This is a genomic window from Paenibacillus sp. FSL R5-0912 (genome assembly GCF_000758605.1).
In the GTDB taxonomy this organism is placed as follows: Bacteria; Bacillota; Bacilli; order Paenibacillales; family Paenibacillaceae; genus Paenibacillus_AQ.
This window is the reverse complement of the sequence record NZ_CP009282.1, coordinates 1,191,002-1,202,868: the sequence shown is the minus strand read 5'-3', so window position 1 is coordinate 1,202,868 and position 11,867 is coordinate 1,191,002. Positions and strand designations below refer to the sequence as shown.

8 protein-coding genes are annotated in these 11,867 nt (G+C 51.9%); 2 read left to right on the top strand and 6 right to left on the bottom strand.

Annotated features, from left to right (window positions below; genetic code table 11):
* Positions 1 to 168: 168 nt before the first annotated feature.
* Both R50912_RS05155 and R50912_RS05150 read right to left on the bottom strand, forming a co-directional pair.
* Positions 169 to 2,523, bottom strand: coding sequence for a YhgE/Pip domain-containing protein (locus R50912_RS05155; RefSeq protein ID WP_042232943.1), 2,355 nt, complete (start codon positions 2,521 to 2,523; stop codon positions 169 to 171).
* Positions 2,524 to 2,718: 195 nt separating this feature from the next.
* Complete coding sequence (locus R50912_RS05150) at positions 2,719 to 3,294, bottom strand: TetR/AcrR family transcriptional regulator (protein WP_039302173.1); 576 nt, start codon at positions 3,292 to 3,294, stop codon at positions 2,719 to 2,721.
* Positions 3,295 to 3,590: 296 nt separating this feature from the next.
* Here R50912_RS05150 and R50912_RS05145 point away from each other — a divergent pair, with 296 nt between their 5' ends.
* A complete protein-coding gene (locus R50912_RS05145; RefSeq protein WP_042232940.1) occupies positions 3,591 to 4,787 on the top strand; it encodes a UDP-N-acetylglucosamine--LPS N-acetylglucosamine transferase in 1,197 nt (398 codons plus the stop codon).
* A gap of 153 nt (positions 4,788 to 4,940) precedes the next feature.
* Here R50912_RS05145 and R50912_RS05140 read toward each other — a convergent pair whose 3' ends face one another.
* Together R50912_RS05140 and thpR are read right to left on the bottom strand one after the other, a co-directional pair.
* Positions 4,941 to 5,849, bottom strand: coding sequence for a cell wall hydrolase (locus tag R50912_RS05140; RefSeq protein WP_042232939.1), 909 nt, complete (start codon positions 5,847 to 5,849; stop codon positions 4,941 to 4,943).
* Positions 5,850 to 5,925: 76 nt separating this feature from the next.
* The gene (gene thpR, locus R50912_RS05135) at positions 5,926 to 6,537 is read right to left on the bottom strand and encodes an RNA 2',3'-cyclic phosphodiesterase (protein ID WP_042232936.1); all 612 of its coding nucleotides are present in this window, start codon (positions 6,535 to 6,537) and stop codon (positions 5,926 to 5,928) included.
* Positions 6,538 to 6,628: 91 nt separating this feature from the next.
* Here thpR and R50912_RS05130 point away from each other — a divergent pair, with 91 nt between their 5' ends.
* On the top strand, positions 6,629 to 7,585 hold the full coding sequence (locus R50912_RS05130; protein ID WP_042232934.1) for a D-2-hydroxyacid dehydrogenase: 957 nt from the start codon (positions 6,629 to 6,631) through the stop codon (positions 7,583 to 7,585).
* Positions 7,586 to 8,299: 714 nt separating this feature from the next.
* Here R50912_RS05130 and R50912_RS05125 read toward each other — a convergent pair.
* Both R50912_RS05125 and R50912_RS05120 read right to left on the bottom strand, forming a co-directional pair.
* Positions 8,300 to 10,084, bottom strand: a complete 1,785-nt coding sequence (locus R50912_RS05125) for a methyl-accepting chemotaxis protein (protein WP_042232931.1) — start codon at positions 10,082 to 10,084, stop codon at positions 8,300 to 8,302.
* Positions 10,085 to 10,292: 208 nt separating this feature from the next.
* The gene (locus R50912_RS05120) at positions 10,293 to 11,702 is read right to left on the bottom strand and encodes a deoxyguanosinetriphosphate triphosphohydrolase family protein (protein ID WP_042232929.1); all 1,410 of its coding nucleotides are present in this window, start codon (positions 11,700 to 11,702) and stop codon (positions 10,293 to 10,295) included.
* Positions 11,703 to 11,867: the final 165 nt, after the last annotated feature.

Sequence of the window (11,867 nt, the reverse complement as noted above, 5' to 3'; positions counted from 1 at the left end):
CATAATTATGCATAAAAGACGAATAAGTTCTTATGCATTGAAAGCGTTCCATTTATTTTCCTGCCATAGATATGGTACTTTTTTTACCCATTTAGTTTTCTGTATAAGCCAAAAACGCCCCCTCGGGGGCGTTTTTGTGTCCTCATATTTACAAGGAAAAGTGTTCCATTATACAGTCAAAACTTGTTCACTTTTCAGCAGAGCCTCATTACCGCGGTCACGGGTCATGAAGTAGGTGAAGGTAAGGGCCAGGAATACTATGCCGTAAGCGGCCAGCAGTCCGGCATCATTCCACATCGAGCTGAAGTCGCCAGTAGAGATGACTGCCTTGAAGCCTTTGACACTGTAAGTCATCGGCAGCAGCGGATTGAATATCTTCATCCAGTTCGGAATCAGCTCCAGCGGGAATGTACCCGCACTCGTAGTCAATTGGAAGATCAGAATCAGGATGACTACGAAACGGCCCGGCTGGTCAAGCCAGGTTACGATCGCCTGGATCATCCACATGAAGGCAAGGCTGGTAATGAAGGAGAAGGCGTAGAACAAGCCTACACTCTGCACTTCAAGGCCCAGGCCGTACAGAACAATCAGGATGGCGAGCAGCGCCTGGAGCAAGCTCATCATGGAGAACGTAAGGGTACGGCTCATGAACCGGTTGAACCGGCTGGCTCCGATTACTTCAGATTCTCGCATCGGAATAACAATCGTACAGATCAGTGCGCCTACGAACAAACCGAGCGACAGGAAGTAAGGGGCGAACCCTGTTCCATAGTTCGGTACCTTACTGACTTTCACTTCTTCAATCTGTACCGGCTGGGCAAACATGGATACCAGCGCATCGCTCTTGTTCACAGCATTAGTCTGCGTTGCGGCATCGACCAGCTTGCTGGCCAGCTCACCGGAGCCTGCTTTCAGCTCATCCAGACCGTCCTTGAGCTGACCTGCTCCGTCACTCAGCTGCTTCGAGCCGTCAGCTACAGAGCTGAGGCCGCTGCCAAGCTGTCCTGCGCCGCTCAGCAGCTTCGCTGTTCCGGCTTCAAGCGCTTTGCCGCCGTCTGCCAGCTTCACTCCGCCTGCGGCCGCTTCGTCCAGCTTCGCGCCGAACTGCTGCATGCCTGCCGACAGCTTAGCGCCGCCTGCTGCAAGTGTGCCCGCGCCAGCCGACAGCTGCTGCTGTCCTTCCAGCAGCTGTGCGCTGCCGGCGTTCAGCTGCTGCGCTCCGGCATGCAGCTGCGTTACACCTGCATCAAGCTGCTGGGAACCGCTGTGCAGCTGATTCGCTCCCTGCACCAGCTGCTCCTGGCCGCTGTGCAGTGCCGTTGCTCCTGCCAGCAGCTGCTCCTGGCTCTGATCCAGCTGAGCAGTGCCAGTGGCCACTGCTGTACTTGCCGCCAGCAGCTTCTGCACATCCGGGCTTGCCGCAAGCTGCGGATTTGACTTCGCCAGTGCCTGCAGACCGTCTGCTACCGCTTTGGCTCCGGCTGCCGCTTTCGCGCTGCCTTCCTTCGAAGCCGTAAGACCGGCTTCGAGCTTCGCGCTGCCTTCTGCGGAAGAGGTCAGGCCCGCTTCCAGCTTCGCGCTGCCTTCCACCACCGACTTCGTGCCAGCCTGCAGCTTGGCAGTTCCGTCTACAGCCGACTGTGTGCCGTCTTTAAGCGAAGCCGCTCCGGCTGCAGTCTTCTGCAGCCCTGCGTCAAGCTGCTTGCTGCCGGCTGCCGACTGGGTCACACCATCCTGCAGCTGCTTATGGGCTGCGGACAACTGCTGAAGCCCTCCGGCCAGCGTGCTGCTGCCGGCTTCCAGAGCTGCTGCTCCGGTATTCAGATCCGTCACACCCTGGGTAAGCGGCGCTACGCCACTCAGCAGCTTGCCGGTGCCTTCAGTCAGGACAAGCAGATTGTCCTTCAGCTTAAGCGCTCCGTCATCCAGCTTGGTGGCACCGTCAGCAAGCTTGGTGGCGCCGTCCCCGGCTTCACCAAGGCCGCTGGCGATATCCGTGATTTTATCAAATACAGATTCGGTATACGCTTCTGTAATCTTGGCGGACACTTTATTCTTGATATCCTTCACTGCCGTGCCGCCGATTTGGCCAGCCAGGAAGTTGTAGCCTTCATTAGGCTCGTAGATGATTTTGGCCGGCTGCGGATCCGCATCCAGCAGGGTAGTAGCTTTGGCCGAGAAGTCTTCCGGAACAATAATCGCCATATAATAGGTGTTGTCCGCAAGTCCGGCTTCTGCTGCTTCACGGCTGACGAAATTCCACTTGAACCCGTCCGTCTTCTTCAGCTCCGCCACCAGGTCTGATCCGGCGCTCAGCTTGGAGCCCTCATAATCAGCGCCTTTATCTTCATTGACGACAGCCACCGGAAGCTCGTTCATTTTGCCGTAAGGATCCCAGAATGCTTTCAGGAATAATCCGCTGTACAGTACAGGAATGAACAGAATGGCAAACATGGAAATACGCATCTTGGGATTCTTAAAAACCGCGCCAAGATCCTTGATAAACACGGATAAAAATTTCATTCTGGTTCTCTCCTTCTAATCATATGCTCTCTTTAAAATGCTATAAATTCCTCTGAAATGATATTTTCGTGAATGTTACAGTAACACCGATTGACCATTTTCCCCACTCAGTCAGTCAAGAGCAAAAAAAATTGCCTGTTCACATCAGGGAAAGCGCAGGTTCGCAGGGCGCCGTCCCTATACCGGACTTAAATTCTACTGTGACAGGCCTTCTGCCAAAAATAAATGAAAGTAGCATTTAATCTGCTCTTTGGTCAAAGGCACATGCACCTTGCTCAGTTCAGCAGTAAGTACGATATAAAGCCTGAACATTACTACCGAGACAATCTGGGGATCGCAGGGTTTGATCTCCCCTTGACGGATTGCCTGTTCCACCTCCCGTTCCAAATATTCAAGTACGACACTCTCGATCTTGTCGAGCCCATCACCGGCCTGCGGCGTTCCGAAATCACGACTTTCCTGGGACAGCTTGATGAATAGCTCATGTTCGCTCCGAAATTCCAGCAGGGCGTCCAGCACGCGGTGCAGATTATCAAAAAACGGCTTGTCGCGTTTAATCTCCCGCTCGGCGATTCTTTTCATCTCAATAATGACATCTCGCAGAATCTCGTCAAATAATTGTTCCTTGTTCGTAAAAAAGGTATAAATCGTCCCTTTGCCGACATTGGCAATCTTGGCGACCTGATCCATTGTAGTTGCCTTATAGCCGAATAATGAAAAAGATTTCGTCGCCGCTTGAAGCACCTGCTGCCTTCGATCTACCACAGCCACCCGTGCACTCCCTTTCGTCAGGAAATATCATTGCGTCCGCGTTCTGACCAATTTACTAATCCGGTCACTCGGTCAAGACCAACTTTATCACGATGCTCCTGCCAATGCAATACTTATGCCCAACTTTTTTTATTTTATTGCAGTGTTTTAACTTTCTATTTACGTCTTATTTGTATAATGTGAGAAAAGAAGCAAAAACCCTAGTATAATATAATAGAACATGTACATGGGATCTCGAATGAACCGATGAAGAGAACTCGTAATTCTACCCATGATGGAAAGTAGCAGGTGAACTTATGCGAAAGAAAAGAGTACTGCTGTTTTCGGAAGGCTTCGGCACGGGCCATACAGGGGCAGCCTATGCTCTGGCCGAAGGAATAAGACTGCTGAGTCCGGATGTGCAGTGCCGGGTCATTGAGCTTGGAAAATTCCTCAATCCTACGGTCGCACCATGGATTCTTTCCGCTTACCGCAAAACAGTCAGCAGCCAGCCTAAGCTGGTCGGCATGATGTATAAGACCCAATATCATAAATCACTGAACCGGTTGACTAAGCTGGCTCTTCACCGGATTTTTTATACACATGCCTCACAGGTCATAGAGCAGCTTAAACCCGATTTGATTATTTGCACTCATCCGATTCCGGCCGCAGTCATCTCCAGATTGAAGCAGCAGGGGCTGGATGTCCCGCTCTACACGCTGATTACAGATTATGATGCGCACGGCAGCTGGGTGAACGCCGAAGCCAACCGTTATCTCGTCTCTACTTCACGCGTCAAATCGATTCTTACCGGACGGGGCGTATCTCCTGAGCTGGTGACGGTTACCGGTATCCCGGTGCATCCGAAGTTCTGGGAGCGCCATAGCAAGACTCAGCTCCGCAAGGAGCTGGGGCTCGCCGACATTCCTACCGTGCTCATTATGGGCGGCGGCTGGGGCCTGATGTTCGGGAAGGATATCATGAATTCGCTCACGGCCCGGATGGATGAGATCCAGCTTATATTCTGTATGGGCAGCAATGACAAGCTGGTAGCCAAAATGAAAGCCAACCCGCTGCTGGACCATCCCAATGTAAAGATCCTCGGCTACAGCAGCGAGATCAACAAATTAATGGATGCTTCCGATCTGCTGATTACGAAGCCGGGCGGAATGACCTGTACTGAAGGTCAGGCCAAAGGCATTCCGATGCTGTTCTACAGCGCCATCCCGGGGCAGGAAGAGAAGAACAGCCAGTATTTTGTAGAGCTGGGGCTGGCCGAAGTGCTGGATTCGGAAGTGGTGAACAAATGGTTCTCCATGCTGCTGCATGAATATGCCGGACCTGAATTACAGCGGAAACGCCGGACTTCCCCGGAACGCCAGCAGCCTCAGCATTGTGCAGCTACTGTGCTCCAGCTGCTGGGCAAGCCCGCCAGCCAGGCTGTTGCCGAATCCGAGTCGTGGAGCTCCCCCTCACAGGTGCGCAATGAAGAGGCCGTCTATGTCACCCCGTAAACGGCCCCCAGGTGAACAACAACATAAAGAACCTCCAGCCACTGGTAAGCGTGGATTTGGAGGTTCTTTTGCATTACATTAAGATGAGAATGCAGCGGAAACCTTCTCCGCGCGCAGCCAGCGTGAATTCGGATGGCAAGACTGTAACAATGATTATTTGTAGAAGGTATGATTGCCGATGGTCTTAAGGAGTGTACGTGAATGATGCACAGTAAGATCCTGCGCGAGTGTCAGCGATAAGAAGAAGTACGTGTCATCCGTAACTTCCTTAACTCCCATAAGTGCAGCATTAACAGCCTTGATACTGTCTGCGTTAGGTTTCACACGCTTTAGACGGCCGTTGGCGACAGGACTGAATTGGCTTTTCTGATAGATTACATCATGAATGGTGTCGGGAAAATTGGCTGACCGCAGCCGGTTCAGAACAACGTTGGCAACTGCCACCTTGCCCTGGTACGGTTCGCCTTCTGCTTCTGCCATAACGATTTTTCGCAGCAGTAGCAGGTCTTCTTCGGATACGGCGTAGCTCCAGGTGGCTTCAGCTTGCTGCTCCTGGCTTAGTAGCTTAGTCCGAGAGAAGAACAATGTTGCGGGGGGATGTTGCTGAGTTGCCGCTTTGACTTTATTTACGCTCGTTGTCCCCTTGGCCGCTTTCTTCAGCGCTTGCGCCGCTGACGGCGTTGCTTTCACCACAGTTACCTTAGCTTTAGGCTTAGGCTGAACGGCGCCCGTCTTCGCAGCCTCTTGACGCTGCAGCTTCTCGGGGCTTAACCATCCGGCGCTTACCATGCGGGCCCAGGTGTGGACCGGTTCGGCAGCTGTGGTGTAAAGCATGGGAATCATTGTGCTGGATGAAGGGCTTGTCCTATATACAACGGATGCAGCTTTCGGAACACTGGGCTCCAGAGACTCATGGCCGGCAGACTTCAATTTACCCATTTCTATTGCATTCTCCCCGGTAGCAGCAGATCCTTCGGGGTTCATCAAACTTATCGCTGAGAAAGACACTAGAATTACACTAACCAGCAGCGCAATACAGCGGCTCTGTTTAAATATTAACATTATTTACCTCCTATTTTACGGCACACTCCTATTGTATGTAACCGAAAATGGAAGCTTTGAAAACTTTCTTGTCGATTTATGTTGAGAAAAATGTAAATTTTTCGGTCATTTCATACATAGGAATGGCATGCATCCTGGTAGCATACACCACAAAAGCATCCACCGTCCAGCCTAAGTCTGGAAGTAAATTGCCTGCGGGACGTCCCTTTGCCCGTAAATTTTCCAGCCGTTCCAGCGTAAACGGCTGCTCCTCACGGTATTTGCGGGCCACTGTCAAATGGGGATTATACGTTCGCGTTTCTGCTGTGAACCCTAGCGGAAGTGTCGCGGAAACCACCCTTTTCTGCAGCTCCCTGAGCGGCTCGAGCTCTCCGGAAACCCCCGTCCAGAGCACTCTTGGCGAGTCCGGGAGGCCGAATGTCCCCCATTCTCCGAGCTTCAGCTGAAAGCCTTTGCTTGACGAGGAAACTTCCCGGAGCGCCTCGAACAGGGCCGAGATATCCTCCTTCGGAGTGTCGCCAAGAAATTGCAGCGTAATATGGAAATCTTCAAAATGTGTCCATCTGGCAAATTTAAGTCCGGAAGACACGCGGGCAGACTCATTTTTAAGATAATAGCGCAGTGCTTCCGGCAAAGGTATCGCGATAAACAGACGCTCAAATTCTTGCTCCGGCTCCTTATGTTCCATTCTAATTTCACCTTTCCAGGCAGATTTGTTATGCTTATTCTATACTTATCGTCCATTTCTCTACTGAAATGTAGAATAGGAGGGAACCAACATGACAAAATCCATCGTTTGTATGCAGCATCTATCAGCCGGGCAGCAGGAGCTGATCCGCGCCGCTGCACCAGATTATACTCTTACCCTCGGAGATTCCAGGAATCCGGACCTTGAGCTGCTCTCCGGTGCGGAAATTATCATCGGCTGGGGAAAGGGCATCAGAGATACCCTTCTGCGCCAGGGTTCACCGCTGCGCTGGGTCCAGGCCTGGTCTGCCGGTGTGGAGAAACTTCCGCTCGAAGCCATGCATGAACGCGGGATTCTGCTGACGAATGCCAGCGGTGTTCATGCCGAACCGATTACTGCCGTTATCTTCAGCTTCATGCTGATGTTCACCCGGAACATGCATACCGCTATCCGCAACCAGCAGGAACGCCGCTGGCATTCGGATGGACAAGAGAGTGAATTGACCGGCAAGACGGCAGTGATTGCCGGAACCGGCTCCATCGGCAGTGAAACCGCCAGAATTGCCAAGGCTTTCCGTATGAAGACGATCGGTGTGAGCCGTTCCGGCCGGCCGGTTGACGGCTTCGATGAGGTCTTCACGACCGGACAGCTGAAGGCTTCCCTGAGTGACGCCGACTTTATTATCAACACTTTGCCGATCACCGACGAGACGCAAGGACTATTCGATGCAGACATCTTCTCCGCTGCCAAGCAGGGGGCTTATTACATTAATATTGGCCGCGGAGCGACTACCAATACGGACGATCTAATCTCTGCGCTGCACAGCGGACAGCTTGCCGGTGCCGGACTCGATGTCTTCGAGAAAGAGCCGCTGCCGGAGGATCACCCTCTGTGGGGAATGGAGCAGGTCATTATGACCCCTCACTGTGCCGGAGTAACCGACCGTTACGCGGACCGGGTAGTGGATATTTTCGTTGAGAACATGAAGGCCTATCTGGAGTCCGGAACGCCTTCACTCAATCTGGTCGACTACAGCCGCCAATATTAAACCTCTGCCGCCTGAGCTGGCGAGCTGGCTGCGGGGTTGCTGGATTTCAACTATCAGGATTTCAACGATATGATTTGAACTTGAATATCAACTATTCCGTAGAGCCCTGCGCCAGCAAGGCTCCTGCACTTACAAGTCTATGGAGAATAATTAGCTGTGCGGAGTGAATTGCAGTTACGTTAATTGTACTTCCTGCAGTTTTTTTCTAGAATATGCAGATTTTAACTGCAGAGGATGCAATTAAAGTCCTGGCAGCGCAATAATGGATTAGTTTAGTTGCACAATACATTTAGTTAGCATTTTGGCGGCGCGGGTCTCGTCATCGATTAGCCAGGAGTTCGAGCCATGGGTTCGAGCTAGGAGCCGGGGCCATCCGAAAAATCACCTATTCAAGCTGAAAAGCAATATAGCTTTGCTCCCAATGCTTTATCCCCAAGACAAAAAAACAGCCTCTGCAAAACTAAGCAGAGGCTGTTTTTTTATTCCCATCTCACTATATAAGAAGAATTAAGAGTGCAACAAAAAGAGCAAAGGATCGGAGGGGGATTTTGGAACTGTAGGAGCGCTAGCGTCCGCCTTTAGGGTTGGATTTCTACTGCGAACAGCAGTTTAAATCAGGAAATCCAAACCTAACAGCGGCCGGAAGTCCAAATATTCACCGTAGTGACGCGCGTGCTTTAAGTGAATATCTTTAATTCAGCCTATATAGCCCCCTCACACTTGAAACCGAGTAACAGACTCCTTAAGCTCAGTAAGCAGCAGCTTCAGATGTTCGATACCGTTGGCCACTTCCGTAGTCGCGCTAAGCTGCTCGTGGGCCGAAGCTGAAGTCTCTTCTACACCGGCCGCAGATTGCTGGGCGAGTGCCGAGATATGCTGGCTGAACTCGTTCATGGTTTCACTGGCTCCGGTCATCTGCTCCAGATCCTTGGCCATTCCTTCCACCGTGAGCGCCATTACCCCCACCGAGCCGTTGATATCGGCCAAGGCTTCGCCTGTCTCGACAATCTGCCGGCTGCCCTCTTCTGTCTTCGCCACGCCGCCGCGCAATTGTTCAACCATCGCTCTGGAGTCATGCTGGATTCCCTGTGTAATTCCGGTAATCTCCGCTACGGTCCGCTGCACATCCTCCGACAGCTTGCGCACCTCCTGTGCTACTACCGCGAAGCCCCGGCCGCTGTCACCGGCTCTCGCCGCCTCAATGGCCGCATTGATCGCCAGCAGATGCGTCTGCTCGGAGATGCTGCGGATGGAGCCCACAAGCCGGAAGATCCCCTCGTTCTTCCGGTTCAGCTCCTCCACCGTGTCCATAGACTGCGACACAGCGTCCGCAATCTGGTTCATTTGTGCCACTGAGCTCTCCATGAGCGCTTTGCCTTTTTCACCCTTCTGCCGCACCTGCTCCGAATGAAGCGAGAGGTCAGTTCCCCTGCCGGCAAAATTCTCAATTATAGCATTTAATTCCTCTACCGCCTTAGAAGCATCAACCGCTGCTTCGGCCTGGCTTCCGGAGGCTTTGGCCAGCTCTTCCATGGTCAAGGCAATCTGGCTGCTGCCCTCCTTGGTATCGGAAATCGTATGCATCAGCTCATCGCCCTGTTCCGAAATCACCTCGGAGACATTCCTGATCCGGTTGACCATTTCCAGCAAGGTACGGTTAGTTTCGTTAACGGTCTTGGCAAGCTGGCCGATTTCATCCATATTGCCGATCAGGGTATCCTCTGCAGTCAGATCACCGCCGGAGATCCGCTGCAGGTGTACGGTTACCTTTTTGAGCGGATTGATCATGGTCTTACGGATCACCATGTTAATCATTCCGATGACTACCAGGACAATCAGCACAGTTGCAATACTCAACGTAAGGGAGGTGCGGAAAATCTTCTCGGAAACCTTGCCCTCACTCGCTGCTTCATCCTGAGTGTGTGCAACAAGCGCGCCCAGATCAATCTGCATCGAATTAAACGCCTCAACCCCCTTGTGGGATACCTCCAGTGCTAATTCCTCGTCATTCGAGCTGCTCAGCAGGATTGCCTGATTGTTGACGGTCAGGAACTCTCCCCACTTCCCGACGAGCGACTGTAATTGCCCCAGCTCCTGCTCTCCGCGCAAGGTGAGCTTGTACTCCTTCAATGTATCTGACACTTCGCGGATGAATTTGGCCCGTTCTTCCGCCAGTGTGCTTTTCTCTGCGCTATCCGTACTCAGAATATGCTGCATGCTGATAGACATAACATGATCTGTCAGGTAATTTACATTGTGGATTTTATCCAGTGCGGGAATGCTCTGATTAATAATATCGCCTGTGTTCTTCTGCATACCGTTCATTTGATAGAGCGAGACCCCGCCGGTAACCAGAACCAGTACTGCCAAAACCGCATAACCGGAGGCAATCTTGAATCCAATACTTTTACTGCCTTTAGCTACAGCGGTCTGGCGCACCTTTCTTGTTCGGCTCGCCCATTGTTTAACTGCACTTTTCAATTGTTGACCCTTGCCCATATACGCGTGCCTCCTCAAGCTTTTTCCGAAAACATGACTGGAATTCCATTCACTTACATTCCATTTTCATAAAAGAACAAAAAAAATAGGTTGCTAGTACTATTTCGGCAAAATACCTAAAAAATTTTATATGTATATCCACATCATATAAAAAACAGTACCCGCCAGCCAAACCGGCTGACAGGTACTATAGACGCAGCAGTATGCCCTAATCCAGATCGTAAATCGAGCCTACCTTCAGCCCGTACAGCTCATTGTAGATTTTCTCGGCAAACGCATCGGTCATTCCGGCGATATAATCAATCACCATATGCTCCCAGGTCCAGATGGGCCTGCCCGACTTCTGATCCTTCTCATACCGCTGCAGCCAGTCGGTCGGAATAATACTCCGCGAGGTCTCGGGATCAAGGAAGGCCTCCCACAGCCGCCGGAGAATCCATTCACTGCGTTTCTGCAGGCGCTGCACACGCAAATCGCGGATCATCGTTACCCAGGCGAAGCTTTTGAGCACACTGACCGTCCGCAGCATATCCTCATCCTCCTGGCCTTCCTTGATGAAGGTAACCTTCTTCCAGTCCCCGTCCTCGATAACGCCGAGGCTGGCGACAAAAGTACTGACCCAATAAGCTTTCACTTCACGGCGCGTGCGGGAGTAGTCATTCTCACAGGTCGGCATTTTCTCCATCCATACCCGGAGGAATGAGCTAAGCACTTCCTCCACCTTGGCGCTGATCGCCTCCGCCTGCCAGCCTGACCAGAAGGCATCCTCCAGCGTGGTGATCTTCTCTACAATCAGCCGCTGGCTGTATTCGTCGTGCATGAAATGCTCGTGTACCTCTATCTTGCCGGCCTTAATGCCGTCTTCGAGGTCGTGGGCTGAATAGGCTATGTCATCGCATAAGTCCATAAGCTGTGCTTCCAGCGTCTTTTTGCCTGCCGGAACCCCCCATTGGGTACGGATCTCGTTGATGTACTCCCATTCATGCAGGTACATGCCCTTCTTCAGCACAGTACCGGGAAACGGATATTTGTTAATGCCCAGCAGCACTGCATCGGAGAGGTTCAGTCCATCGATATTCTCGCGTTTTTCCAGAAACATGATCAGGCGGAAATTATGGGCATTGCCTTCAAAATGTTCATATTTACGCTTCATGCTCTCATGGATCGTCTGCTTCTGTACCGGACCGGCCCCGGATTTCGCGGCTGCCTCTGCCGTCTTCTTGGCAATCAGCCCTTCGAGCAGACTGTCCAGCACCTCTTCCCCCTTGTGCCCGAACGGCGGATGGCCGAAATCATGCGCAATGGCCGCACATTCCACGACCTCCGGATCAATAACCAGACCTGGGTTCTCAGCGGCCCCCGTCTCTACCTCAGGGTAAGAACGCAGCAGACTCTTGGCCGCTTCACGGGCAATCTGCGCCACCTCCAGCGAGTGGGTCAGCCTTGTGCGGTAATAATCTCCGGTGCCTGCACCGAATACCTGTGATTTGCCTTGCAGCCGTCGAAAGGTCGGCGAATGGATCAGACGCGAATAATCGCGTTCATATGCGGCTCTGGACGTTTCCAGCCGGGTAATTTCCGGATATTGCCTATGCTCTCTTTTCTCAATTAGTGTCATCTCCGCTGCCCCTATTCCATTGATCTGTATTTAGTATCTCATTATAAGTCATTTACGGCAGAACTTTCACTCTAAAATGCGACCGAAACAGTTTCTGGTTCAGATGATTACTTTCACCTTTATCATTAACCTTCCAGTTCCCTCTACATAAAATGCATACTTCCC

Excerpts from the sequence above, each read along its gene's own strand:
- R50912_RS05155 (WP_042232943.1), bottom strand. The coding sequence starts at position 2,523 with ATGAAATTTTTATCCGTGTTTATCAAGGATCTTGGCGCGGTTTTTAAG.
- R50912_RS05145 (WP_042232940.1), top strand. The coding sequence starts at position 3,591 with ATGCGAAAGAAAAGAGTACTGCTGTTTTCGGAAGGCTTCGGCACGGGC.
- R50912_RS05140 (WP_042232939.1), bottom strand. The coding sequence starts at position 5,849 with ATGTTAATATTTAAACAGAGCCGCTGTATTGCGCTGCTGGTTAGTGTA.
- thpR (WP_042232936.1), bottom strand. The coding sequence starts at position 6,537 with ATGGAACATAAGGAGCCGGAGCAAGAATTTGAGCGTCTGTTTATCGCG.
- R50912_RS05130 (WP_042232934.1), top strand. The coding sequence starts at position 6,629 with ATGACAAAATCCATCGTTTGTATGCAGCATCTATCAGCCGGGCAGCAG.
- R50912_RS05125 (WP_042232931.1), bottom strand. The coding sequence starts at position 10,084 with ATGGGCAAGGGTCAACAATTGAAAAGTGCAGTTAAACAATGGGCGAGC.
- R50912_RS05120 (WP_042232929.1), bottom strand. The coding sequence starts at position 11,702 with ATGACACTAATTGAGAAAAGAGAGCATAGGCAATATCCGGAAATTACC.